Raw genomic sequence first — 25,874 nt, forward strand, 5'->3', positions numbered from 1 at the left:
TAGGCAGTGCGGTTGTTATGTTTATAGGAATCATGGTTAATTTAGGTTTTGCCTGGATATTAAAAATTGTTATTGATGAGGCAATCCCACAAAAACAGATAGCTACTCTTTTCTGGGCAATTATCGCCTTTAGTGCTGCTGCCGGTATTAGCCGCGCTCCTGACTTCAGTCGGCGATAGAATGACCGAAGATATCGGTTATAAATTTACTGATTTTCTCCGTCTGCAAATGTTCGAAAAAATCACTAGGATTTCTCCCATAACAATCAACGAGTTTAATTTGGGCGACCTTGTGGACCGATTTACCCGGTCTTTCGAAGATGCAAAGTACTTTGGTGAATATGGTGTCTGGTGGAGTTATGCTTATCGGTACCTTGGGTGTTATGCTAGCTTCAAATTGGAAATTAACGGTAATTTTATTAATTGTGATATTGGTTTTGATTATTGCTTCAAAGACTCTGCAGGCAAAACTCCAGCAAGAATCGAAGCAGCTAATTCAACTATTAACCAAAGCGGATATTTACTTTACCAAGTAATAAGCTGGATGAAAACGGTACAAGTGTATGGACAAGAACAAAGAGAACGGGACTACCTGAACCAATGGATAAAAGATCATCGGAAAAGCAGACACCATATTGGTGCCATTTGGTGTTTAAATCTATCAAGCAGATTTGAACAATCGCTTTGCGTTGGCTTGGTGTTAACTTTCGTTGCCTGGCAAGTGTTCAATGATCAACTCTCTATTGGTTCTTTGGTTATGTTTAATGTTTATACTTCGCAACTTTATACGAATATGCAAATTTTTTGAAATGCCTACCGGCGTTATAATGCGATTAAGCCACAATCGAACGAATTGCAAAGGTTCTTGAACTGCCCGAAAAAATAACCGATGTTCCCCAAGTCATTCCATTGGAAAAAATTGACAACGGAATCCTCGAAACGTTTCTTTCTGTTATTCAAATAGACGAAGAAGTGCAAAATATTTCTTTTGAAGTAATAAAAGGAAAATGCTGGGAATTGTCGGTCCGACCGGCGGCGGAAAAAGCACTTTACTGGATTTGCTCATGCGGTTTTACGACCCGGCTGAAGGCGAAATATTGATAGATGGTAAAAATATCGGCGAATATCGGCTTAATGATTTATGAAAAGCAATCGGTGTAGTATCCCAGGATGCTTTTTTGTGGAGCTGTTCAATCCGCGATAATCTAACCTATGTTGACCCGGCAGTTACCGAAGAACAAATAAAAGCAGCGTGTAAAATAGCCCAAATTTATGATTTTATTGAAAGTCTGCCTGAGGGCTACGATACCATTGTGGGTGACCGGGGAATAAAACTTTCCGGCGGCGAGAGGCAACGGTTGTCCATTGCCCGGACAATATTACGCAATCCGCAGGTTATTCTGCTTGATGAACCAACATCAGCCCTGGACGCGCTGACAGAATCACTGCTGCAAAAGCAACTTGAAAAGTTGTTCGAGGGCAAAACCGTTATTGTTGTTGCCCACCGCTTGGCAACAGTCCGCCGGGCCAACCGGATTATCGTAGTGGCTAATGGCCGGATTGCCGAGAGTGGGACCCATGCAGAGCTAATAAAACGGCATGGTATTTATTCCAAAATGTATTCGAATCAGTTGGGGATAAGGGAAACAGGTTAGCTTGGTCAGGCCGGTTTGAACCTCTAATTTGCCGAGCTTGTACTTGCCGCCGCCAGACAAATAATACTGGACAAATAATTTTTGGGATGAACTGTTGTCAGATAATAATAAAAAATAAGGGAGAGATTATATGGTTTTTAACAAACTAAAAAATGAATATTTAAACATTCCCGGTTTTTTATGGCACAGATTACCGCTTATTTTGGGCAGTATGGCTGTCATGTCTATGGTGACTGCAGTCAATTTAGGATTTGCCTGGGTATTGAAAATTATAATTGATGAGGCAATACCGCAAAAACACATAACCACCCTTGTCTGGACAATAATTGCCATAGTACTACTGCCGATATTAGCCTCGCTGCTGTCTTCCGGCAGCAGTAAAGTGGACAATGCTATCATCGTTGAATTTTCTGGTTATCTCCGCCGGCAAATGTTCGACAAAATTACCAGGCTTTCGCCTGATACAATCGGCGAATTCAACCTGGGCGATCTTGTCGGTCGGCTTACCCGTTCCTGCGGAGAAGTCGGCGAAACCTTAATACAAGGAATCTTTTTGATGCCTGTATCTAAAGTACTTATGCTTATCGGTGTTTTGGGGGTTATGTTAGCAGCCAACTGGAAACTAACGATTATTTTATTAATTATATTGCTAGTTTTTTCCAGTGTAACAACGTCTATGCGGCCAAAAATTCGCCACGGCAGTGAGCAGGTAAAGCAACAACTAACTAAAGGGGATATTTACTGCACCGAGGTAATAAGCGGGATGAAAACAGTACAAGCCTATGGGCAGGAACAAAGAGAACGCAACTATATGAGCCAATGGATAAAGGACTATCAAAAGGCTGTAAACCAAAGAGATTTCGGCACAATTTGGTTTATAAACCTGCTAGGAAAATTTGAACAATCGCTTGGTGTTGGACTGGTCTTTACGTTCGGGGCCTGGCAAGTGTTTAATGATCAACTTTCGCTTGGTTCCTTGATTATGTTTAATGCTTATATTCCGCAGCTTTATTCAAGTATTCAATCTATCCGCACTGCCTACGTCCGTTATAACGGACTTAAACCAACACTCGAACTAATTGCCGAGGTTTTCGAACTTCCCGAGAAAATTTCCGACACTCCCCATGCCATTCCGCTAAAAAAAATCACCGAAGGCATCCGGTTTCAAAATGTTTCCTTCAGTTATTCCAGGAGCCGAGGCGAAGTAAAAAATATCTCCTTCGATGTAAAATGCGGTGAAATGCTAGGGCTCGTCGGTCCGACCGGCGGCGGCAAAAGTACCTTACTGGATCTTATCATGCGGTTTTACGATCCAACGGCAGGCGAAATATTGATTGACGGGAAAAACATCCGCGAGTATCGGCTCAAAGACTTGCGGCACCAGATCAGTGTAGTATCGCAGGATATTTTTTTGTGGAGCGGCTCGATTCGGGACAACCTACGCTATGCCGCCCCGGCGGCGACGCAAGAGCAAATCGACGCGGCGGCTAAAATAGCCCAGATTTATGATTTTATCACAAGTCTTCCCCAAGGCTACGACACGCTTGTGGGTGACCGGGGAATAAAACTTTCCGGCGGGGAAAAGCAGCGTATGGCAATTGCGCGGACAATATTACGCGACCCGCAGGTTATTCTGCTTGATGAACCGACATCAGCCCTGGACGCAGTAACAGAATCACTGCTGCAAAAACAGCTTGAAAAGTTGTTCGAGGGTAAAACCGTTATTGTTGTTGCCCACCGTCTGTCGACAGTCCGCAATGCCAATCGTATTATTGTGGTGGACAGCGGTCGAATTGCCGAGAGCGGGACCCATTCTGAGCTACTGCGGCAGCAGGGCATTTACGCCAAAATGTATTCGAATCAGCTGGAGCTAAAAAGAGCATAGATGTATTTTATAAGAGGATGCTTGAAAATTATAGCATTGGTTTTTTTATGCTCTTTATGTGGTTAATCAGCAGGGAAAGTTGATATCTGTTGATATCTTTGGAGGAGATGGTAATCATTAATCACGCTCAGGAACAGCAACGGGAAAATATAAGACTAGCTGAAACGCTCGCACAAATTAGCGCTCAACTGGCAGTAAGTGAACAAGCTTGTGCTGCCACGCAGACCAAGTTGAAGCACACCTTATTAAATTATTGGGAAGACTGTGGTGGTCGTTGTAGTGGCTATGATGGTGGCTGGGATTCCTTGCCGGATGAAGCGCAATTTATCGAAGGACTAACCCGCCAGCGGGCAATTTCATCTATCGTCCACAGTACTCCCCTAAAATTACGGGCAATGCTACACTCTCCTTATTTCGGACGAATTGATTTTTCTGAAAAAACCAATGGAATCGAGTCGCAAGCCGAACAAATTTACATTGGTATTGCCACTTTAATGAACGATAAAACTGCTGATTTGTTAGTATACGACTGGCGTGCGCCAATATCCGGAATGTTTTACGACTTTGGCCTCGGCTCCGCCTGCTATAACAGTCCTGTTGGTGTGATCGACGGAACTATCAGCCTAAAACGCCAATATAAAATAGTTAATGGTCAAATGCAGTATATGTTTAATACTGATTTAAAAATAGATGATTATGTCTTGCAAGAAATATTGGCCCAAAGCGCTGATGATAAAATGCATCCAATTATAACTAGTATCCAGCGTGAACAAAATAAAATCATTCGCGATGAAAATCACCAAATAATTTTAGTCGAGGGAGCGGCCGGAAGTGGTAAAACTTCGGTTGCCTTACATAGAATCGCCTTTCTTCTCTATCATGACAGGGAAACAGTTTCCGGAAAAAACATTCTAATCCTGTCACCAAATCGATTGTTCAGCGACTATATAGCCAATGTCCTCCCGGAAATGGGCGAAGAAAACGTACTGCAAATGACTTTTCAAGACTATTATGCCAGATCAATCGCCCAGTTTCCCCTGGAGCTCGAAACCCGGGCTTCCCATCTGGAAACTGTGCTGTCAGACATTTGTCAAAATAAATGCTCGCTCCGAACTTTTAACATCCGCTTTAAGTCAGCTAAAGCTTTTGAACAGATTTTACTTGATTATTTGCACTGGATTCAAACAAGCTTTGTAGCTAACTATCCACCCATAAAGTTTCGAAATCAGCTACTCTTTGACAAAAAAGAGTGGGAAAAATATTACTTGCAATCATTTTCCATAATGCCGGCGGCTGTTCGGCTGAAAAAAATCAGAGAAATAATTCAAAGCCGGCTGCAGCCGTTTATCCAGGCGGTTCGTAAGGAAAAAGAGGCTGAAGTCGTCGCAGGGTATGAAGAAATTAGTGAAAGGCGAATTAAGGCCCGTGCAAGACTCGCAGCTTGGAAAGTATTCCGTCCATTAATAAAAAAGATCGAGCAACTAACTGAATTAAATCCCTGGTATGAATATCGAAAACTATATGCAGATAACCGGTTGCTTGTTCATTCGTCTGCTAAAACGGTATTCCCTGATGAATGGCAAGCAATTCAAAAACAAACGCTTTCCTTTCTGGATACCGGCATTTTACCCTACGAAGATATTCCTCCATTTCTATATTTTTGTGGTGTTTTGCAAGGCTTCCCCCAAGGACGGAATATTAAGCATGTAGTAATTGATGAAGCTCAGGATTACACGCTGCTGGAATATAAAATTCTCGCGGCGATTTTTCAACATTCTACATGGACAATAGTAGGTGATCCGGCCCAAGCGGTTCATCCATTTCTAAACACCGCTGATTTTAAAGAAATAAGTACTATTATCGGTAACAAAAATTCGTTTTCATTTCGGCTCACCCGTAGTTATCGTGCGACAAAACAAATTCAGTCTTTTTGCCAAGGCCTGCTGCCTAACGTGAAAATAGACACTATAAATCGATCAGGTCCCTTGCCTTTGGTAACAAAGGTTAAATATACACGGGATTTGCCCACTGCCCTGCTTAAGGCTATTGACAACATCCGCAATGAAGGCTGGCACTCTATTGGCATTATCTGTAAAACAGCACAGGAAGCAAAAAATATATTTTCGGTCATGAAAAAACATATCAGTCTTGACCTTATCAGCAATGAAGATGACGAATTTAACCGGGGGATTGTGGTAATTCCGTCCTATCTGGCCAAAGGACTGGAATTTGATGCAGTATTGGCAATAAACGTTGATGCAAGCAACTATGCCTGTAATGAAGAACGTCAAATTTTATACATAATATGCACACGGGCACTGCATCAATTAAGTCTGTTTTACATTGGCACCCTTTCCCCTTTCATTGCTGAAATAGACAAAAATTTATATCATGAAACAGTAAATAAAACAGCATTTAATAGCTAGCAAGTGTATCGGGAGGTTTTAATGAAAATATATCGGCAATGTTTTGTTGTTATAATTCCCTTTGTACTGGTAACGTTATTTACACAATTGGTATTGGCGGCACCGGCGCTTGAACTTTCATTAGCAGACAGTGTTTCGCTGGCTTTAAAAAATAACTACGATATAAAAATTGCGCAAGCTGATCGGGACAAATACGTTTGGGCTATAAAGCAAACAAAAGCGAACAAAAATATTACTCTTAGCTATAGTCATGTTGATAATCGCTCCGGGACTTTATTCGATTCCGGTTCTTTTTCCAATTACTTTAGCAATCAACTGTCCATCAGTTATCCCATTTACTCCGGCGGTAATCTGGAAGGCTTAATTCATCAGGCCGATTTGAACCTTAAAGTTGCCGAGCTTGAACTTGCTGCCGCCAGACAGCAACTACAGCTAAAAATTGTCACCTACTATTTCAACGTACTTGATTATCGCAATGAAGCCCGGATATGTCAGGCAACAGTAGACAATTATACCGATCACTTGAATTTGGTTAAAACCAAATATGACCTGGGCATGGTGGCAAAAACTGAAGTATTATCCAGCCAGGTGAATTTGGCCGATGCTCAGGACAGCCTCATCAAAGTGCAGAACAATTATAGCAACGCAGTGGCTACCCTCAACAACGCCCTTGGACTTCCCCATGACAGCGAATTGATTTTAAAAGACGACTTCAAATATGAAAAGACCGGCCTGATACTTGAGGAATGTCTTACCTATGCGGAAACTCACCGGCCGGAAATTGTCCAGTATGAATCCAAAATAGCCAGCGCAGAGGCCAGTGTCCAAATTGCCCGCAGCGGCTATCTGCCAACAGTAAATTTAACCCTGAGTCAAGGTTGGAAGGATAATAATTTCCCCGGATTTAAAAAAAGCAATTGCTCGGTTGGTCTGGTCACTTCATTAGACTTATGGGACGCCGGATTAACAAAATCCAAAGTGCGGCAGGCTGAGTTCAGTCTCGCCAAAACGCGGGATCAGGCCGGGCAAAACCGTGACTCCATTTTGCTTGACGTGCGTCAATACTATTTAAGCATGCAAGAAGCAAAAAAAAGAATTGAGACCAGTACAGTTTCGGTAAATCAGGCTGAAGAAAACCTGACTATTGAAAAACTTCGCTATGATGTCGGTGCCGGTACAGGCCTTGACGTTCGCGATGCAGTATTAGCACTTGACAAAGCCAGGAAAAATTACACTCAGGCTCTATATGACTATGACACCGCCAAGGCTAATTTGGATCAAGCCATGGGCTTACCGGTTCAATAGCTGTGTCTATACCTTAGATAATTTGTAATAACGGTGAGGGTGAGTTAATGCAGATAATATGGGATAAATGTAAGAAATACAAAGGCTGGGTTTTCGGTGTAGTTATTTTGGCGATTCTTGTTGCCGGCGGCACTGCTTATTATAAGCGAAGCAGCCGGCCGGTCGTCGCACCGCCGGTTACCGCCATAGTAAAGCGCGGTGATATCAAGGCTGGATTCTCAGCCACCGGAACGGTTCAGCCAGTGAATTCCATCAAGGTGGCTTCGCGGGTTACGGGATTAATCAAAGAAGTATGCGTCAAGGAAAATGACATTGTCAAAAAAGGGCAGGTCTTGTTTATTCTTGATGATTCTGCGGTTCGGGCGCAGGTCGCCTTATACCGGGCAACACTGGAGAAAACCGCGGCGATCTATGAGCGTAGCAAGCTACTAGCAGCGGCCGGCGGGGAGTCACGGCAGCAAATGGAGTCAGACCGGGCCGATTACCTTGTGGCAAAAGCTAATTATGAAAACTATAGCGCACAATTAGATTATTATGTAATTTATTCGCCGGCTGACGGCAAGGTAATTGGCACGCCGACCCCCGCCGGGCAAACAATTGTGCAGGGCGTTTCCGAGGCCCAGACGGTGCTGACGATTGCCGATGAGTCGGTTATGCAGGTCAAAGTACTGGTGGATGAGTCGGATATCGGGGCGGTGGCGGTCGGGCAACCGGCGCAGTTTACGGTGGACGCCCAAAAAAAGAAGACTTTTAGCGGAAAAGTAAGCAGCATTTCATCGAACGCGACAACTTCCTCCAATGTAGTGTATTATCCGGTATATGTGGATGTCGACAATCCTGATGGCCTGTTGCGGCCGACGATGACGGCCAGGATAACGATACATTTTGGTGAAAGCAATGGCTGCCTGGTTGTACCGCTGACCGCGGTAAAGGACGACAAGGGGCAAAAGTGTGTGCAGAAGCTGGTTGACGGGAAGATGCAAAAAACGCCGGTGGAGTTGGGGCTTAGCGATGATGCAAAGGTGGAAGTTATCAGCGGCCTTAATGAGGGGGATGAGGTTTTATTGTTTATGGCGAAAGCCGGCAATAGTGACAAGAAAAAGTAAAGCGGGGTGCGGTAATGTTTTGGGAAAGCGTCATAATAGCATTTAACGGGTTAATGGCAAATAAGCTGCGGGCCGCGCTTACCATGCTGGGGATGATCATCGGGGTCGGCGCGGTTATTGCTCTGGTGTCGATTGGCATGGGGACGCAAAAAAGGGTGGAGCAAAATCTCGCCTACTTAGGCGGCACTAATATCATCATTAGGCCGGGAGCGGCGGCAGCGCCGGGCAGTGTGCGTTCGGCGGCGGGCACGGTTATTACCTTGACCGCCCGGGACGCCCAAGCCATCGCCGACGAAGTCCCCGGTGTGGCGCGGGTTGCACCGGAGTTAACCGGATCATATCAGCTTGTTTATGAGAACCGGAATTGGAACACCATTGTCGAGGGAACGACTGTAGATGCTGTGGAAATCCAAGATCTCAATTTGGCCAGCGGTTGCTTTTTTTCTGATGAGGATGATGCGGCCCGGGCCAAGGTGGCGGTAATCGGGCAAACGGTGGCGAACAATTTGTTTGGCACTGAAAGCCCGGTCGGACAGAATATCCGCATCGGTTCGACGCAGTTTATAGTGAGCGGCGTGCTGGCGAGCAAAGGCCAGACGGCGGGAGGAGGCGATCTTGACGACGCGGTTTTTGTACCGCTGGCTACGGCGCAGGACAGGCTTGGCGGCAAAACATATGTAAATCTTATTTTGGCTCAGATGGAAAATCTTCAGGTACTGGAGCAGACGGAAGAATATATTACCCAGCTGCTGCGGGCCAGGCATAAGCTAGCGGACGGTGAAGCCGACGATTTTACTGTACGAAATTACGCCGCATTGGTAGAGAAAATAAAGGAAAGTACCAGGTCCATGACTCTTTATTTAGGCAATGTCGCGGCTATTTCGCTGCTGGTTGGCGGCATCGGGATTATGAATATCATGCTGGTTTCGGTTACTGAGCGAACCAGAGAAATAGGCATCAGGAAAGCGCTGGGGGCTACTTATGCCAATATTATGCTGCAATTTTTGGTTGAAGCACTGGTTGTCAGTGTGACTGGTGGGTTGATCGGCATTTTAGCCGGGGTGCTTGCCGCTTACGGCCTAGCAAGTACCGGCGCTGTTCAAACCGTGATTTCCCCGGAACCTATCTTGGCCGCGTTCGGAATTTCGCTGCTTATCGGTTTGTTCTTTGGTATCTATCCGGCCCGCAAGGCGGCGCTGCTAGCTCCTATCGACGCTTTGCGATATGAATAAGGAACCATTTATCTTGCTCAACCTGCGGCATTGCTTTGTTTCCATTTTGTCAGACCTTGAGTCACTTCATATTCCTCAACAGGCCAAATGATTTGTGCATTCTTCACTCTAAATTTGTGATTAGAAGAATTGCTATAAGGTTCAATCATCTTTTCAAAATTCCGGAATGTACCATTTACTTGTCCTGTATAACCTGCACCTATATCAGCTCTAATGATAGCTTTAAGGTTCAACTCATAAAAATAATTAATATATTTGTTGGTATTATTTGTAAAATAACCTTCTATAACAAGAACATCTTCGGGAGTACCCTCGCTATTTAATTCATAATACAGATTTGTTGTCGTCCAAACAATTTTTTCTGCGGCTTCTACCTTATCCGACAAAAAACAACTTGATCCTAAAAATACAGCTAAGCATAAGAACAATAACTGAACATACCTTTTCATTTCCACTCCACCTGCCTTTTATTTTTTAATACCATTTATGTTAATAATCGTATAACATAATTATCCTTTTCGATACTATCCGAAAGTATATACTTTTCCATCAGCTATATTAGCAGCATGAACCGTATTTACTTGCATATACATATACTGAACTAGGTTGAGGCAAAAAAATGACCACCAATTTTTTTTGCCTTATAAATAAAGGAGGAGAGTTCAAATGAAAAAAACAATTGCCGGGGTCGTATTAGTTTTGATGATATTTTTGGCCAGTACCTGTTTCGCTATGCCAAGCTACAGTGTTGTAAAACTTGATGACATAACCTATGAAATAGTTACCGACAAAGCCAATGCCGGTTTAACCATTATACAGGCAACAGAGCATCCGGACAGCTGGAATCTGTCATTCATTCCGCGGGGAATAAACGGCAGATTCGCTGACTACAATTATTTTGTTGACAATGGCACTTTGTATCTTCGCAATGTTGCTGGCGTTAAGTTGCCAGAATCCGCAGAATACATAGGCCCGGTTTCTTCTTTAGAGGATGCATTAGAACAAGCTGCCGCTCATTGGATGAACAATTGTTTCAGAATGATCCCGCTCCCGTAACATAGTGACCATGACATAGATACTGTAAGCACATCCACTAAAAGTAGGGCAGTTCGATAGCGGGAAATGTACTAACCCTGGGGTGACGAATAATCATATCTACATGACAGTTACATTGATTTCTCCCAAGATTATAGCTGTCGCCAAGAGCGAAATGCACTGTACCGGCTGCCTTTTCATCAACTGAAATGTTGTGCATGATTTGCCGATACGCGGGATTAAACCCCAGTGCAAACTCACCAATCAAATTGATCTCCGGCTCAAAAGGTGCAATATATTTTCGAAACTCTGGCGAACACTCAATAAGCCGCCCCTGCTTAAACACGAGTCTTTGTGGCTTAGCCGGCAGCCACGAGCGAGTAATTGTACCATCAATCACCAAGACTCCATTGAACGATTCTTCAATCGGGCAGGTATAGATTTCACCATCCGGCATTTGTGCCAAATGATTGCTGCTGCAGATACCATCAGCAGCAATCCATTGCCTGCCGGTGACAGCAAAGGAAATATCAGTACCCAGCGCGGAGGTAATATGGATTGTATCCACCCTTTCCAGCGCTTTTTTTATTTGTGCTAGCTGCAATGCCAGTTCCCGATAGTTGGTTTTGCCCCAAAAAGCATCTGCCAAATAACTTTTTTGCCAGTCAAACAAACTCAATATCCGACAGCCCCGCTGAAGCATACCAATCCGTTCCGATTTACATTTTTCATACCCTGGCTTATCTGGTTCATATACCTCAATAACATGACTCACACGATCACACCATTCTAGCTCTGCAAGCGATGTTGCCCTAGTATTTATAACCTGTGTCTGATAGGGCAGCAGCTGCGCTATGGCCTCTGCCAATTCCTGATTGGATTGATAACATACTGCCACCCCTGTGACCGGGCCGCCCTCGTTCAGTGAAATACTTAAATTCTGCCCTAATGCATTCATACTATCGTCCTCCATCTATTTGCCTTCAATATGCGAAAGCGCTCGTCACAATGAACGAGCGCTAATTTTTCTTTATTTTGATTCTTCCAGACTGATACCGTAGTACGGCATATCACTCCAACCATTCCAAGCCACTTTAAAGTTCTTCACTCTTGGCTGGACTACAAATAGATGTTCTGGCGAAAAGAGTGGTAACCAAGCAGCATCATTAATGACAATCTGAGTTTCCATTTCTTGATATAGTTTATAGCGTTCTTCCGGATTGGTCATTTTCCGTGCTTGTTCCAACTGCCCGGCTACTGTTTCATTTTTATAGTTATAGGAGCGTGCTATCGCATTACGGGGTGCAAAAAATGTATAAATGAAATTATCCGGATCATTAAAATCAGCCGACCATATATCCATATACATTGGCAACTGACCTTGTTTCCTGGTAGATAATAAGGAAGCTCTATCCATTTGCTTAATTTCTACAGTGATGCCAACTTCTTTAAGCATCGCCTGGACAGCTTCGTTGACGCGGAGTGCTTCCGGCCTGTCTGCCACATGGGCAATCTCCATACTAAAGCCATTAGGATATCCCGCTTCGGCCAACAATTGTTTGGCTTTTTGCGGATCATACGGAATCTGAGGAGCATTCGGATTATAACCCAATAATCCTGGCGGCATAATGGTATTCACTAATTTCCCTTTGCCAAAATATAGTTTATCAAGCAATTCCTGGCGATTAATCGCCATTTGAAACGCCTTTCTGACGCGTACATCATCAAAAGGTTTGATATTTTGATTCATACTATAATAATAGAGCCCAACTCTGGGACCTTTGACGATGTGATTTTTCCATTTATCACTGCCTTCAAAATAAGGAATCTGCGTTCTGGCCAAATCACAGTTAAATACATCTAGTTCGCCTGTCTCAAACAACATTTTTTGCGTATCTGCGTCTGGCACAATTTTTATGATAATGCCGTCCAAAGCTGCTTTCCCGCCCCAATACTGATCAAAGGCAACCATCGTAATATGGTCGTTAACCTTCCATTCTTTGAGTTTAAACGGCCCTGTACCCACCGTTTTTTCGGGATCAAACCCAAACTGTGTTCCTGCGGCTTCGGTAGCTTTGCGGTTATAAATAGACGCTGCCGGTGTGGCGAGATTGGCTAAAAATGGAGCAAACGGCTGGGCTAAGGTAATTTCAACAGTATATTTATCGACAGCTTTTATGCCGGCGGTAGTATCGGCTTTACCCTCCACCCGTTCTTTTGCACCGGCAATCATATCAAAAAAATCGGTATTTAAGGCTTTTGTTTTGGGATTGAGCATCCGGTCAACAGTATATACTACATCATCAGCGGTAAGTTCTTCACCATTATGAAACTTAACCCCTTGACGCAGGTGAAAGGTATATACTTTGCCGTCAGCAGAAATATCCCATTTTTCTGCCAGCCCAGGGACCATTTCTGATACCCCTGGTGCACTCGTTTTTATTTCCACCAGTCGTTCAAAGATATTTAGCGGCAAATTATATTCTTCCGTTGTCAGCTGAGTATCGGCAGTCCCCGGATCATTTATGGCCGCCACTCTTAGTGTGTTTTTGCTAGTGGATTTATTCATGAGTGAACAACCTGTCATAAATACAAACGAAAAACATAAAACAATGGCGACCACAATCATTTTTTTACAGTAACTCACTAAAACCCCTCCCTAAAATTTCCAAATATATACAACGCGTTAAAGATTTTTGCAGGCACTAACCTAAACTCATCTTCGTTTAGGTTAAAGAAAAATGACAAGCACATTTTCTCCCGCCATAGTCCGCTAACTTTGGTTCCTCTACCCGGCAAATTTCTTGTACATAGGGACAGCGGGTGTGAAATCTACAACCAGGCGGCGGATTCATTGGACTGGGCACCTCCCCTTCCAACAGTAGTCTTTTCCGGTTGCGCAACTTAGGGTTTGGCACTGGTGCCGCATTCATCAAAAATGATGTATACGGATGCAGCGGTTGCTCAAATATCTCTGTACAATTTCCGAGTTCCACCACTTTCCCCAAAAACATCACACACACACGGTCAGCCATATAACGTACCACACTCAAATTATGCGAGATAAAAAAGTAAGTCAACCCAAACTGGGCCTGCAAATCTTTGAGCAAATTGAGAATTTGTGATTGAATCGAAACATCAAGCGCTGATACCGGCTCGTCACAAATCAACAATTCCGGATTGAGCGCCAAGGCTCTGGCAATACCAATGCGCTGACGCTGTCCGCCGCTAAATTGGTGGGGATACCGATTCATAAATTCTTGTCGTAGTCCCACCAGATTCATTAAATGTTCGACCCTAATTTCCTTGTTTTTACCTGTGGCCAGCTGATGTGTTGTTAACGGCTCGCCAATAATATCGACAACCTTCATTCGCGGGTTGAGACAGGCATACGGGTCCTGAAAAATAAATTGCACCTGTTTTTTGAACTGATTAGCTGCCTCAGCTCGTAAATTAAAGATATTTTCGCCTTTATAAAGAACTTCTCCGTCCGTAGGCTGCAATAGATTAATCAACAATCGCGCTAACGTACTTTTACCGCAGCCTGATTCACCTACCAAGGCCAGGGTTTCATGCTGAACTATCTCTAAATTAACATTATCTACAGCCTTAACAATATTTTTCTGTTTATTTAACCAACCGCCGGTATCAAAAAAGTATTTTTTTAAATTTTTGCTTTGAATAAGTATATCGCCCACAGTAAGCACTCCCTAACCACGATACTTTACGCAGCGAACAAAATGTCCCTGACTAACTTCAACCAAGTCTGGTTCTTGCTCCGCGCAGATAGCCGATGCCTGTTCGCAGCGGGGAAAAAACCTGCACCCCTTGGGCAACTGCAGCAAATTCGGCAGCATACCTGGTATGTTGTAAAGCCGCTCCCCGTTTTTCCGGAGGGTAGGCAGAGCTTTTAGCAAACCGGCTGTATAAGGATGCAAACAATTGTCAAACAGTTCGAAAACATTGGCCTGTTCTACAATTTTCCCTGCATACATAATCGCAACATCATCACAAACCTCAGCTACGACACCCATATCATGGGTAATCAACACAATAGCGGAATCAAGTTCGGCCTGCAATTTTTTCATCAATTGCAAAATTTGCGCCTGCACAGTAACATCAAGAGCAGTAGTTGGTTCATCCGCTATTAACAATTTTGGCCTGCAGATAAGCGCCATCGCAATCATCACCCGTTGACGCAAGCCGCCAGAAAGTTGATGGGGATACGTGTCCAGTCGCTTTTGGGGCTCTGGAATGCCTACTAACTTGAACATTTCAAGCGCCTTTTCTTTCGCCTCGGTCTTACCTAGGTGTTGATGGAGAATTGCTGCTTCCATGACTTGTTTACCCACTGGATAAACAGGGTTTAACGAGGTCATTGGCTCTTGAAAAATCATGGCCATCTCATTGCCTCTGACCTGGCACATTTCTTTTTCGGTCAAATTCACTAAATTTTTCCCATCAAGAATAATACTGCCGGTTACAATTTTTCCTGCCGGAGCAGGCACCAAGCCCATGAGAGACAACGCCGTCATGCTCTTGCCACAACCAGATTCGCCGACAATACCAACTATTCGTCCTTTTTTTACCGTAAAGCTTACATCATCAACCGCAGGAATTACACCTTTATTGGTAAAAAAATAAGTTTTAAGGCCTGTTACTGTGAGCATCGTATCCTTTTCAGCTATCGTTGTACCACTTATCCTGCGCTCATCAATCACTGCACTATCTTCTGCCATGAACATTGCCCCCAAACGCTTACTGTTTTAGATATGGATCCAGAGCGTCCCTTAGCCCGTCTCCCAGGAAGTTAAAAGCCAATGCCACCAGTAATATCGCGACTCCTGGTACAATGGCTATCCAGGGAGCCATAAACAAAAATTCCTTTCCTGATGAAGCCATGAGACCCCAACTGGCCATAGGCGGCTGTGCACCCACCCCCAGAAAGCTCAAGGTTGCTTCTTGCATAATAGCATCAGGGATACCTAAGGTAAACAGCACCAGCAAGGAAGGAATACAATTCGGCAGCAGATGACGTAATAGTATCACCCAATTCTTTACGCCCATTATTTTAGCTGCTTCGACAAATTCTTTTTCTTTCAATACCAGGGTTTGCGATCTGACGACCCTGGCTGTTCCCGCCCAGTTGACCAGGCTTATGGCAATGAAGATGTTCAGCAGACTTGCACCTAATGTATACATTACCACCATCGCCAACAGCAACGAAGGAAATGCCATAACAACATCTGCTGCTCGCATAATAATATAATCAGTCTTTTTGCCATAATAACCGGCTATCAGTCCCAAAAGAGTTCCGATCATCATGGAGATTAAGGTAGGCACCAGACCAATAACCAGCGATATTCTGGAGCCGTAGATAATTCTGCTTAAAATATCACGTCCAAACATATCTGTACCCAATAAATATTGGGCAGACGGCTTCTGAAATTGCTGACTCATATCCACATGGTAAGGATCGTATGGCGCTATATAGGGAGCCAACACAGCGGCACTAATAAACAGCAATAATACTATACCGCCAGCCAAAGCGCTTTTATTTTGCTTTAATGATTGAAATAATTCTGTTAAAAACGATTCCTCAACATATTGTGGTTGCTCTATTGCCTGTAGTTGCGATTCCATGTGCTCACCCTCATTTATTTTTAATACGTGGATCTAAGAAAAAATACATCATATCAGCTGCCAGATTACCTAAAATAACCAACATGGTAGTAAAAAGGATGGAGCCCTGCAATAGCGGCAAATCTCTAGTCTGAATAGCATTAACCGCAATACGCCCTATTCCCGGAATACTAAAAATAGTCTCGGTTATAACTGACCCGGAAAGCATGGAAGCTACTTGGATCGCCATAACCGTTACTACCGGTAAAAATGAATTTTTGAGCGCATGGTTAAAAAGAACAGCAAGAGCTGACAAACCTTTGGCTCTGGCTGTTCGAATATAGTCGTTGCCCATAACCTCCAACAAGCTGGAACGAGTTAGGCGGGCAATCGTCCCCGCAGCCCCCCACCCCAAAACCACCGCAGGCATAATAAGGCAAAGCGGATTATCAAAGCCCGAAACAGGCAGCCAGCCCAGTGTAAAGGCAAAAATGTACTGTAATAAAAGGCCTGACCAAAAGACAGGCATCGATACACCGAGTAACGCACTACCCATAAAAAAATAATCAATAACAGAATATTTTTTAACAACAGACAATATTCCTGCCGGAACCCCGACCACCCAGGAAAAAATCATCGCCGCTGTTGCCAATACTAAGGTATTAGGAAAAGCATCTAACAGTAATGTCGCAACAGGCCTGTTCAGCTTATAGGAAACACCAAAATCGCCATGCAGTGCATCCCAGACAAAATTAAAATACTGTACATATATTGGCTCATCCAAATGCATTTGAGCCCGCACCCGCGCTATAGTATCAGGATCAACATGGTCATTCATCATCAAGGTCACCGGGTCCCCGGGAACAATATGTAAAAGTATAAAGATAAGTAATGTTACACCTAATAATATTGGAATGGAACTGATAATACGTTTAACAATGAATAGTACCACTTAGTACTCCTCCCACCAAAGAGCAAATATATTCAAATTATAACAGTAAAAATAAAAAAACCGTGTATTCGCATTGCTACTATTCGAACTTTCACGGCGTCTTTGCCTCTATCTACGGATTTTTTTAATTTATAAGCACACTTTTACTAATTTATCAGTTTACCATGTAAAATTATAGCATGGTGTCCAACTTGAGTCAAACAGACTTAAATTTGCAGTTGAACAAACATAAACCTGGTTCTTTGCAGGTATAATGTATTGCACATTATACAGCAAAGACCCGACTTTTACAGTTAGCAGAACATAGAGAGCAGACAGAGTGAAATAATCTACTTGTAAAATGCGGACTTCCGCATTTTTTTATGCGTTTTTATTTATGTTATGCTACAGATATGCTATAATGTAAATGAGGTGATATTCAATGATTAAAAAAGATCGTGTAAAGCGTGGCGGCGTTATTAAGACTCACATCCGTGTTGTCGAAGGGTATCGCCCGGGTCTTTGACACTTACTCATATAATGAAATCTCTGAAAGCCTTGAAAACAGGGCTTTTTTTGTTGGAAAAACGTCAAATCTGCCTTGTTTAATATTGCGTAATATAGCGTAACATGTTATAATATAAGGGATCGGAGGTGTTTTTAAATGAGACTTAGTATTTCTAAATCAAAGAATTCAACTTCGCTTTATGTCATACAATCTGTCTACGAAAACGGTAAGCGTTCCACAAAAGTTGTTGAAAAGTTAGGAACGATTGCTGAATTACAGCATAAGCTAAATGGACAAGACCCTTTTGAATGGGCTAAATCATACATCGAAGAACTTAACAAAAAAGAAAAAACTCAATTACGCGAAGTCACAGTTAAATATTCTCCATCTAAGATTATCTCCAAAGATCAACAACGCTGCTTTAACGGCGGATATCTCTTTCTCCAACAGCTTTATCATGAACTCAATCTGCATAAGCTATGTGCTGAAATTTCAAAGAAGTATAAATTTACTTTCGATCTGGATGCCGTACTATCGCGGCTCCTTTACGGACGAATCCTTTTTCCTTCTTCCAAACTCGCAACTTACCAACATTCCTCAAAATTTATTGAGCAACCCAACTTTGATTTACAGCATGTCTACCGATCTCTTGAGGTCATTTCAAAAGAAATGGATTTTATCCAATCTTCTCTTTACAACAACAGTCTTAAACTCTCAAAGAGAAATACCGGCATTCTCTATTATGACTGCACCAACTACTTTTTTGAAATCGAACAGGAAGATGGCCTTAAACAATATGGCGCTTCTAAAGAACATAGGCCAAATCCCATTATTCAGATGGGATTGTTCATGGATGGCGATGGTATTCCCCTAGCTTTTAACCTCAACAGTGGTAACACCAATGAGCAGATTACCCTTAAACCCTTGGAAGAAAAATACTGTCTGATTTCAAGCTTTCCAAATTCGTTGTTTGTACTGATGCCGGCCTGGCTTCTGAAAGCAACAGGAAATTCAACGACAAGGGCGAGCGTGCCTTTATTACTACTCAATCTATTAAAAAGCTAAAGAAGCATTTAAAGGAATGGTCGCTTGATTCTGAAGGCTGGCATCTTCCAGGTCATGATAAAACTTATGATATTTCCTCTATTGACGAGAACGCATACAAAGACCACTGCTTCTACAAAGAACGTTGGATTAAAGAAAACGGCCTGGAACAAAAGCTCATTGTCACCTATTCCATCAAATATAGAAACTATCAGCGTAAAATTCGCAATTCACAAATCGAACGTGCTCAAAAAACGATTGATACGAATCCGACTAAAATCTCAAAAAACAATCAGAATGATTATAAACGCTTTATCAAGAAAACCAGTTGCACACCTGATGGTGAAATAGCCGATACTTCTATATATACGCTGGACACAGAGACTATCTCTAACGAAGAAATTTATGACGGCTTCTATGCGGTATGCACGAACCTCGAAGATAGCGCCCAAGACATCATCAAAATCAACCAGCGCCGCTGGGAAATTGAAGAATGTTTTCGGATCATGAAAAGCGAATTTAAAGCAAGACCGGTGTATCTAAGCCGTGAAGATAGAATTAAAGCGCACTTTACTTCCTGCTTTATGTCACTTGTTATTTATCGTTTATTGGAAAAAAAACTAGGAAATCGGTTTACGTGTCAAGAAATAATCGACGGCCTGAAAGAAATGAATTTCTATAAGATTCAGGGCGAAGGTTATATCCCAACCTACACAAGAACTGATTTTACAGATGTGTTACATGAAACTTATGGGTTTCGAACAGATTATCAGATCATACCAAAAACACAGATGAAAAAAATTTTAAACATGACAAAAAAACAAAAACATTACTCACTTTTCTAAAAAAGCAAAAAAGCTTGATACCCCTTGCAAATCAGGGATTATCAAGCTTTTTATCGTCTTCAACTGTCAAAGACAGGATTATAGCATGGTGTCCAACTTGAGTCAAACAGACTTAAATTTGCAGTTGAACAAACATAAACCTGGTTCTTTGCAGGTATAATGTATTGCACATTATACAGCAAAGACCCGACTTTTACAGTTAGCAGAACATAGAGAGCAGACAGAGTGAAATAATCTACTTGTAAAATGCGGACTTCCGCATTTTTTTATGCGTTTTTATTTATGTTATGCTACAGATATGCTATAATGTAAATGAGGTGATATTCAATGATTAAAAAAGATCGTGTAAAGCGTGGCGGCGTTATTAAGACTCACATCCGTGTTGTCGAAGGGTATCGCCCTGGACCAGGGCTACCCACAAAGCAGCGTACGATTAAAAGTTTTGGTTATCTCGAAGATCAGCCAGATCCCGAAGCTTTCATGGCTATGGTAGTGAAATTCGATGATAACTTTAAAGATACTGTTCCCTTACGAATCGAAGTTGCAGCTAATGCGATGATGTATGGTGAAGAAAATCGGCGACAGAACTACGGATACAAGTTCCTGGAAGCCGTTTATAATCTGCTCGAAATCAATTCATTCATCGAGAACTTTGAGAAATCACGCAAGTTTCGGGTGGAGTATTCACCCTGCGACATTTTTAAATTCTTAGTGTTGGCAAGAGTTCTTCATCCAGATTCAAAACGCGCCTCATGCCAATTGAAGGACGGCTTCTACGGGATGTGCACCGATTTTACATTGCCAGATGTCTACAGGTCGCTTGACCACTTCGCAGATTTTGAGGTGGAGTTGCAACGGCATTTAAACGAACGTGTTAAAGAATCGATCGGTCGAGACCTTTCCTATGCATTCTATGATGTGACTAATTATTTCTTCGAGATCGATTTCCCAAATGGCGAAGAGGATCTGCGAAAAAGAGGCGTATCGAAAGAACACCGCACTGACCCTATTGTCGCAATGGGGTTGTTTATGGATTCCAACGGATTACCAGTCAATATGTCGATGTTCCCAGGAAATACAAGTGATTCCCTTACGCTTCAGCCGACAATGAAGGATGTCAAGGATTCGTACGGGTTAGGACGACTGATTGTAGTTGCCGATAAAGGCCTCAACTCTTCGAAGAATATCAACGCAATTGTGAACAACGGTGACGGTTTTGTCTTTTCGCAGATAATAAAAGGGAAAAAAGGACAACGCTACAATGAAAAACTGTTTGATCAAAGTGGATGGACATCAAACGAACAGGGTACCTACAGATACAAGCTGTTCGAAGAAGAATACGAGGGTAAGGACAAGGACGGAAAAAAGAAATCCGAGTAAGAAAAGTACTTTTATATTGGAAGAAGACTGAAGCCGACATGGCAAAGCGTAAACGGGAAGAAAAACTGGAAAAAGCTGCGCGTTCGGTCAAAAACAATGCCTATAGTATCAAAAAAGGTGTCGACGAATATACAAAAGAAGCTATCGTTGACAAGGAAACTGGGGAGATACTGGGAAACACGAAAAAGCTCCGCAGTGTGAATTTAGAAAAGGCGGAGCATGACGCGATGTATGATGGCTATTTTTGCATTATCAGCAGCGAACTTGACTACGATGAGCGCAAAATGCGGCAGGTATACGGCGGTCTTTGGCAGATAGAACAGTCGTTTAGGATTATGAAAACAGATCTTTATGCCAGACCCGTGTTCGTTAGAAAAATTGAACATATCCGTGCACATTTCTTGATCTGTTTCGTCGCCCTTCTCATCATCCGAATCATTCAGCACCGCATGGGAGAAAAAGCGTTGTCAGCCGAACGAATCGCAAGAACTCTGGGGGCTGCGACATGCCAGGTTTTGAAAGGCGGTATCATTCACCTTGACGATGTCGGCGGTGCGATCGCGTTTCAAAAAGCGCTAAACAAAAAGGGGAAATAGTAGACACTTTGGCATATTCCGATAGAGATGAAATCGCAATGGACTACAAGATAATCCAGGACACGTTCGGCACAAGTTTTTACAATATTTATCCGAGGCAGGAGCTATTTAATAAATTCCTGAAAAATATTACTGTAGCATAACAAATTTTACATATGAATCAACTTGAATAAAGCCAGTAAATTCAACAATTATGAACTTCTTTTATCTTTCTAACTGTAAAAGTCGGGTTATAGCATGGTGTCCAACTTGAGTCAAACAGACTTAAATTTGCAGTTGAACAAACATAAACCTGGTTCTTTGCAGGTATAATGTATTGCACATTATACAGCAAAGAACCAGGTTTCTATACAAATATCGCCTATTTTCCACGAAACAGGAGACACACATGGGAATTATGCGCTGTACCGTGTTTAGAATTTAAAGGTTGCACCAACTTCAACTTGATCTTTATCGCGGCCTTCATCAGGCATAAAATTGGTATATGTTACGTTGAGATCAACATTGGCAGCTAATTGAATACCAGCACCTACCTGTACTTCCTTAAATTCATCGCCGGCAATAAACGCAGCAGATCCGTCAAGTTTCGGCGCTAATGCTCCCTGCAGACCTAACCCCAGATACATCTCTGAATCATGATAATCAAAATCCCGATTGCCGACTATACCCCTGATATTCTGGGAAAATTGGTATTGCCCGTAAACATCTTTCATATCACCATAGTAATCACGGTCACTGGCTTGATAACCAAGCGTAAAGCGGTCACCAAATTTATGTTCAATATAAACCGTGTCACCAGTTGCGCCAACCGCCGTTTGTTCGTTAGCCAGGTTATTGAGTGGAGCAGCAAAACTTGTGCCTGTACTCAAAACAAGGAACGATCCTAAAATAAGTAAACTTTTTTTCATTTGAAAAACCTCCATCACATTATAATAGTTCTACCAAACAGTCTCAGCTTTGATAAAGCTTTTCGGTAAAGTTATTTACCTGTGTAATTATTTACCTAAGAAGAATATACCATGCAATTTTTAGAGTTTCTTTAGAATTTGTTTAGTAAAGTACCCTTACGCCTCGAACTTATTGACAGCTTCCCTTAGTTCCATGGCCAATTTGGCCAAAACCTGACTTGAAGCTGCGATTTCTTCCATGGATGCCGATTGTTCCTCAGTTGCCGCCGACACGGATTGAGCTTCTCCTGCTGCCTTTTTACTCAAACCATCAATCCGTTGTACCGCCCCGACAATTTGCTCACTGCCACTAGCCATCTGCTCAATAGCTGAGGATATCTCACTTACCTGACCTGACACCTGGGTTACCAGCGTAGTAATCTCCTGAAAAGCTTGTCCAGAAGCGTTGACTACTTCGGCTCCCAGCTTCACTTCCCGCGTTCCGGAGTCCATAGCAATTACAGCTTTGTTGGTATCAGCTTGAATTTCACTAATCAATATGGCAATTTTCTTGGCCGCTTCCTGAGACTGCTCCGCCAATTTCCGGACTTCCTCGGCCACGACGGCAAAACCTCGTCCCTGTTCACCCGCCCGTGCTGCTTCAATGGCAGCATTGAGTGCCAGCAGATTGGTCTGTCCGGCAATACCAGAGATAGTATCTACTATCTGGCCTATTTCCTTAGAGCGTTCGCCCAAATTAGCTACAACACCAGCAGAATTAAGAACAGTCTGTTCAATACTAGCCATTTGACTTACCGCTTTATCAACAGATTTATTGCCTGCATTGGCCTTAGTCGCAGCCTGTGCCGATTGCGCCGCTACTTCACTAACATTCGCTGCAATCTGCCGGATACTGGCCGACATTTGTCGTACCACGACCGAAGTATCATTGGCTACAGTCAACTGCTCATCCATACCTTTAGATACATCGGAAATAGAACCTGCCACCTGATTCGCGGCTTGAGCTGACTGGTCAGCACTGGCGGTCATTTCCTCAGCAGATGCCGCTACCTGCTCTGACGATGTGCTGATCTTACTCACAAGATTGCGCAAATTACCGACCATTGTTTCAAAGCCCCGTGCCAAACGACCCACTTCATCCTGTGAGGTTACATCAATGTGAGTTATGCTTAGATCGCCTCTGGCAACGCGACTAGCCACTTCTTCTAGTGTTTGCAGTGGTTTCGCGATACGAGCTGCTGTCAACAACATAACGAAACTAGCTACAATAAGTACCATAACAATGGTAATTAGTGAAATCCACGCAAAGGTTCTCAGCTGTGCCTTGGCTTCACTAACCGGCACATTTGCTCCAATGGACCAGGAAGTTCCGGTAATCGGTGCATACGCTAAGTATTTTTCTTCACCCATATATTGGTAAGCAGTGATCCCTTTTTCCCCTTTCAGCATCTTTTCAGCAGCTGCTTTCAGAGCCGGAGTTGCATTAGAATCGTTGGTAAGAGCATTGCTTTTGTTCACTACTAATTCTTTATTAGGATGAATGATTATCGTGCCATCTTTCTGTAAAACATATGCATACCCGGTTTGGCCCACTTTTATACCAAGAATACGTTTTTCTACTTCTTCAATACTGATCGATCCTGCTAACATCCCGACAATGCGCCCCTCCGCCTTAATTGGGGTAGCAATAAGCACGGCAAGCTTACCACTAACCGGGGAAAGTATCGGATCAGAGATGAACGTGTTCCCCGCCATTGCACTTATAAAATAGGGGCGGTTCGCCGAGTTTCCGGCTACACCGTGAGTATCAAGGTAGTTTCCTTGAACATCAGCCCAAAAAATGTTTTCGTAAAGCTTGTTATTGTTTAGTTCTGAGATAATATAAGACACCATAGCTTCACGGTTGCCACTAGCCATAACCGGCGACCTTGAAATTGCCTCCAATTCTGCCTTATGTCCCTCAAGCCACATGCCGACTGCTTCGCCGTTAGTTTGTGCCACGAGGGCAATTTCATTTTCAACATCCTGTGTTAGCATTTTCTGTGATTGCCAATAGTTAAGTCCAGCCAGCACACCAAGCGCAACCACAAATAAAGTGATTACTATTACCGCAAGTTTTGCGCTTATACTTTTCACCAAGCAACCCTCCATTGAATATTTCATTTAACAGCCTTCATATTGTAAAGTTGGGTACATGCAGTAGACAAAAGACGACCCCGAACAAGTCGGGGTCCCTAAGAAGTGAAGTATTCCTGTTACGTTTTGCGCTGTTTTTTCTATGTATTATTTACCGGTAGCAGCAGCAACCATAGCCTTAACATTTTCAAATTTTGCATTTGGCGGTATCGTACAACCGGAAGCAAGAATAAATCCTTTTCCCATATCCTTAATCAATTTGGTGGAATAATTATATACATCGTCAGGAGTACCAAGTGCTAACATAGCAGCTGGTACATCTCCTTTAATACACATGTGGTCGCCGAGAGCCTCCCTCACTTTATAGATGTTGGTAGCGCCATCGCACTCAAAGATGCATTTTTGTTTAGGTAAGGTTTTGAAAAATTCCAAATCACGTTCCCAGTTACCGTCAATGTGAAGGTCTGCAACCGCACCTTCCTCAATAATTGCCTCAGCAGCTGCCTTTAGATACTTCCAGACAAAACGTTGCCAGATTTTCGGAGAAAAGAATTCACTAGCTCCCCGGGCCGGTGACATAAAGACAACTAAAGGTTTAATGACTCGTATTTGCTGACGTAACTCTGCTAAATTTTCTTCAAGAATAACATCTAAAACAGCCTCAACCTTATCAGGCATTTTAAACATATCTTTCATGAATTTGGGAAATGATCGCCCGCCGCCCAAAAATTCATTAACTGTGGAGGAGGCTTTGGGGGAATATACCAGATAGCCGGCCTCCTCAAAATTTTTGATAAATTGCGGGACATCTGCCAATTGGGCACGGATCGAATCAAGATCAAAGCCAACCCGATTTTTCAAATAATCCTCGCTAAAAGCTTTCCAGCCTTTATTCAGAATGGTATCATAATCTTCCACTGTCATCAATTCCTGCTCATCAAGCTGCCAAGGAGTATCATCAGGAAGTTCACGCCCAGGTAATTTAACTTTTGAATAAAAAATTAACGGAAAAATTGTGGCTGTCGCATAAGTGCTACCTGTTCCATCCACATCGCCTAAATCTTTAAATGATGATAAAATTGCTTGATGCGAGGCTTTCATGTTTGAGACAAATTCTGATAGCTTCATGCCTACATGCCTGGCAAAAACGGCATCTCCCGAAAGTATAACCGGTGTACGATCGGTTTCTTCAAAGGCAATCGTTTTTTTCAATCTTTCAGTACGTTCCGCAAGTAATTGTTGTGCTGTTTTCATAATAATC

The 25,874-nt window shown here is 42.8% G+C and carries 20 protein-coding genes and 2 pseudogenes; 12 read left to right on the top strand and 10 right to left on the bottom strand.

Annotated elements, in window-relative coordinates; genetic code table 11:
• Positions 1-17 precede the first annotated feature (17 nt).
• The 8 genes and pseudogenes from AC1ECB_RS15860 (at position 18) to AC1ECB_RS15895 (ending at position 9,608) form a co-directional block, all read left to right on the top strand.
• Positions 18-179: a hypothetical protein gene (locus AC1ECB_RS15860; RefSeq protein WP_156023740.1), complete on the top strand. Its 162-nt coding sequence runs from the start codon at positions 18-20 to the stop codon at positions 177-179.
• Between the two features lies 1 nt (position 180).
• Positions 181-807 carry an ABC transporter transmembrane domain-containing protein gene (locus AC1ECB_RS15865; RefSeq protein WP_028971878.1) on the top strand — a complete coding sequence of 209 codons (627 nt, stop codon included), beginning with the start codon at positions 181-183 and terminating at the stop codon, positions 805-807.
• A 199-nt stretch (positions 808-1,006) separates the two neighbouring features.
• Positions 1,007-1,654: pseudogene (locus tag AC1ECB_RS15870) on the top strand (ABC transporter ATP-binding protein).
• A gap of 130 nt (positions 1,655-1,784) precedes the next feature.
• Positions 1,785-3,539 carry an ABC transporter ATP-binding protein gene (locus AC1ECB_RS15875; protein ID WP_485664681.1) on the top strand — a complete coding sequence of 585 codons (1,755 nt, stop codon included), beginning with the start codon at positions 1,785-1,787 and terminating at the stop codon, positions 3,537-3,539.
• A gap of 107 nt (positions 3,540-3,646) precedes the next feature.
• Positions 3,647-5,965 carry a HelD family protein gene (locus tag AC1ECB_RS15880; protein ID WP_485664682.1) on the top strand — a complete coding sequence of 773 codons (2,319 nt, stop codon included), beginning with the start codon at positions 3,647-3,649 and terminating at the stop codon, positions 5,963-5,965.
• A 21-nt stretch (positions 5,966-5,986) separates the two neighbouring features.
• Entirely contained in the window at positions 5,987-7,270 is a 1,284-nt protein-coding gene (locus AC1ECB_RS15885) for a TolC family protein (RefSeq protein WP_485664683.1), read from the top strand.
• Between the two features lie 47 nt (positions 7,271-7,317).
• Positions 7,318-8,376, top strand: a complete 1,059-nt coding sequence (locus AC1ECB_RS15890) for an efflux RND transporter periplasmic adaptor subunit (RefSeq protein ID WP_485664684.1) — start codon at positions 7,318-7,320, stop codon at positions 8,374-8,376.
• Between the two features lie 14 nt (positions 8,377-8,390).
• The gene (locus AC1ECB_RS15895) at positions 8,391-9,608 is read left to right on the top strand and encodes an ABC transporter permease (RefSeq protein WP_485664685.1); all 1,218 of its coding nucleotides are present in this window, start codon (positions 8,391-8,393) and stop codon (positions 9,606-9,608) included.
• 17 nt (positions 9,609-9,625) lie between these two features.
• Here AC1ECB_RS15895 and AC1ECB_RS15900 read toward each other — a convergent pair whose 3' ends face one another.
• Positions 9,626-10,057 carry a hypothetical protein gene (locus AC1ECB_RS15900; RefSeq protein WP_485664686.1) on the bottom strand — a complete coding sequence of 144 codons (432 nt, stop codon included), beginning with the start codon at positions 10,055-10,057 and terminating at the stop codon, positions 9,626-9,628.
• A 217-nt stretch (positions 10,058-10,274) separates the two neighbouring features.
• Here AC1ECB_RS15900 and AC1ECB_RS15905 point away from each other — a divergent pair, with 217 nt between their 5' ends.
• Positions 10,275-10,664: a hypothetical protein gene (locus tag AC1ECB_RS15905; protein ID WP_485664687.1), complete on the top strand. Its 390-nt coding sequence runs from the start codon at positions 10,275-10,277 to the stop codon at positions 10,662-10,664.
• A 37-nt stretch (positions 10,665-10,701) separates the two neighbouring features.
• On the opposite strand, the gene AC1ECB_RS15910 is transcribed toward AC1ECB_RS15905, so the two are convergent.
• From AC1ECB_RS15910 to AC1ECB_RS15935, 6 genes are all read right to left on the bottom strand, one after another.
• A complete protein-coding gene (locus AC1ECB_RS15910) occupies positions 10,702-11,601 on the bottom strand; it encodes an aminopeptidase (protein ID WP_485664688.1) in 900 nt (299 codons plus the stop codon).
• Positions 11,602-11,673: 72 nt separating this feature from the next.
• Complete coding sequence (locus tag AC1ECB_RS15915) at positions 11,674-13,290, bottom strand: ABC transporter substrate-binding protein (protein ID WP_485664689.1); 1,617 nt, start codon at positions 13,288-13,290, stop codon at positions 11,674-11,676.
• A gap of 79 nt (positions 13,291-13,369) precedes the next feature.
• Positions 13,370-14,341: an ABC transporter ATP-binding protein gene (locus AC1ECB_RS15920; RefSeq protein ID WP_485664690.1), complete on the bottom strand. Its 972-nt coding sequence runs from the start codon at positions 14,339-14,341 to the stop codon at positions 13,370-13,372.
• A gap of 12 nt (positions 14,342-14,353) precedes the next feature.
• Positions 14,354-15,382, bottom strand: a complete 1,029-nt coding sequence (locus AC1ECB_RS15925) for an ABC transporter ATP-binding protein (RefSeq protein WP_485664691.1) — start codon at positions 15,380-15,382, stop codon at positions 14,354-14,356.
• 19 nt (positions 15,383-15,401) lie between these two features.
• A complete protein-coding gene (locus tag AC1ECB_RS15930; protein ID WP_485664692.1) occupies positions 15,402-16,286 on the bottom strand; it encodes an ABC transporter permease in 885 nt (294 codons plus the stop codon).
• A 10-nt stretch (positions 16,287-16,296) separates the two neighbouring features.
• On the bottom strand, positions 16,297-17,217 hold the full coding sequence (locus AC1ECB_RS15935) for an ABC transporter permease (RefSeq protein WP_485664693.1): 921 nt from the start codon (positions 17,215-17,217) through the stop codon (positions 16,297-16,299).
• Positions 17,218-17,860: 643 nt separating this feature from the next.
• Between AC1ECB_RS15935 and AC1ECB_RS15940 the strand changes: the two are divergent.
• From AC1ECB_RS15940 to AC1ECB_RS15950, 3 genes and pseudogenes are all read left to right on the top strand, one after another.
• Positions 17,861-19,593: pseudogene (locus AC1ECB_RS15940) on the top strand (IS1634 family transposase).
• 327 nt (positions 19,594-19,920) lie between these two features.
• A complete protein-coding gene (locus AC1ECB_RS15945; RefSeq protein WP_485664694.1) occupies positions 19,921-20,973 on the top strand; it encodes an IS1634 family transposase in 1,053 nt (350 codons plus the stop codon).
• The gene (locus AC1ECB_RS15950; RefSeq protein WP_485669355.1) at positions 20,964-21,569 is read left to right on the top strand and encodes an IS1634 family transposase; all 606 of its coding nucleotides are present in this window, start codon (positions 20,964-20,966) and stop codon (positions 21,567-21,569) included. The genes AC1ECB_RS15945 and AC1ECB_RS15950 overlap by 10 nt, the downstream gene beginning before the upstream one ends.
• A gap of 413 nt (positions 21,570-21,982) precedes the next feature.
• On the opposite strand, the gene AC1ECB_RS15955 is transcribed toward AC1ECB_RS15950, so the two are convergent.
• From AC1ECB_RS15955 to AC1ECB_RS15965, 3 genes are all read right to left on the bottom strand, one after another.
• Complete coding sequence (locus AC1ECB_RS15955; protein WP_485664695.1) at positions 21,983-22,477, bottom strand: hypothetical protein; 495 nt, start codon at positions 22,475-22,477, stop codon at positions 21,983-21,985.
• Between the two features lie 156 nt (positions 22,478-22,633).
• Entirely contained in the window at positions 22,634-24,613 is a 1,980-nt protein-coding gene (locus AC1ECB_RS15960; protein WP_485664696.1) for a methyl-accepting chemotaxis protein, read from the bottom strand.
• A gap of 147 nt (positions 24,614-24,760) precedes the next feature.
• Positions 24,761-25,867, bottom strand: coding sequence for a uroporphyrinogen decarboxylase family protein (locus AC1ECB_RS15965; protein ID WP_485664697.1), 1,107 nt, complete (start codon positions 25,865-25,867; stop codon positions 24,761-24,763).
• Positions 25,868-25,874 lie beyond the last annotated feature (7 nt).

The sequence above is a fragment of the Sporomusa sp. 246TCP1 genome (assembly GCF_057319775.1).

What these genes read in the sequence shown, in the direction of transcription:
- AC1ECB_RS15860 (WP_156023740.1), top strand. Translation starts at nt 18, where the DNA reads ATGTTTATAGGAATCATGGTTAATTTAGGTTTTGCCTGGATATTAAAA.
- AC1ECB_RS15865 (WP_028971878.1), top strand. Translation starts at nt 181, where the DNA reads ATGACCGAAGATATCGGTTATAAATTTACTGATTTTCTCCGTCTGCAA.
- AC1ECB_RS15875 (WP_485664681.1), top strand. Translation starts at nt 1,785, where the DNA reads ATGGTTTTTAACAAACTAAAAAATGAATATTTAAACATTCCCGGTTTT.
- AC1ECB_RS15880 (WP_485664682.1), top strand. Translation starts at nt 3,647, where the DNA reads ATGGTAATCATTAATCACGCTCAGGAACAGCAACGGGAAAATATAAGA.
- AC1ECB_RS15885 (WP_485664683.1), top strand. Translation starts at nt 5,987, where the DNA reads ATGAAAATATATCGGCAATGTTTTGTTGTTATAATTCCCTTTGTACTG.
- AC1ECB_RS15890 (WP_485664684.1), top strand. Translation starts at nt 7,318, where the DNA reads ATGCAGATAATATGGGATAAATGTAAGAAATACAAAGGCTGGGTTTTC.
- AC1ECB_RS15895 (WP_485664685.1), top strand. Translation starts at nt 8,391, where the DNA reads ATGTTTTGGGAAAGCGTCATAATAGCATTTAACGGGTTAATGGCAAAT.
- AC1ECB_RS15900 (WP_485664686.1), bottom strand. Translation starts at nt 10,057, where the DNA reads ATGAAAAGGTATGTTCAGTTATTGTTCTTATGCTTAGCTGTATTTTTA.
- AC1ECB_RS15905 (WP_485664687.1), top strand. Translation starts at nt 10,275, where the DNA reads ATGAAAAAAACAATTGCCGGGGTCGTATTAGTTTTGATGATATTTTTG.
- AC1ECB_RS15910 (WP_485664688.1), bottom strand. Translation starts at nt 11,601, where the DNA reads ATGAATGCATTAGGGCAGAATTTAAGTATTTCACTGAACGAGGGCGGC.
- AC1ECB_RS15925 (WP_485664691.1), bottom strand. Translation starts at nt 15,382, where the DNA reads ATGGCAGAAGATAGTGCAGTGATTGATGAGCGCAGGATAAGTGGTACA.
- AC1ECB_RS15930 (WP_485664692.1), bottom strand. Translation starts at nt 16,286, where the DNA reads ATGGAATCGCAACTACAGGCAATAGAGCAACCACAATATGTTGAGGAA.
- AC1ECB_RS15945 (WP_485664694.1), top strand. Translation starts at nt 19,921, where the DNA reads ATGATTAAAAAAGATCGTGTAAAGCGTGGCGGCGTTATTAAGACTCAC.
- AC1ECB_RS15955 (WP_485664695.1), bottom strand. Translation starts at nt 22,477, where the DNA reads ATGAAAAAAAGTTTACTTATTTTAGGATCGTTCCTTGTTTTGAGTACA.
- AC1ECB_RS15965 (WP_485664697.1), bottom strand. Translation starts at nt 25,867, where the DNA reads ATGAAAACAGCACAACAATTACTTGCGGAACGTACTGAAAGATTGAAA.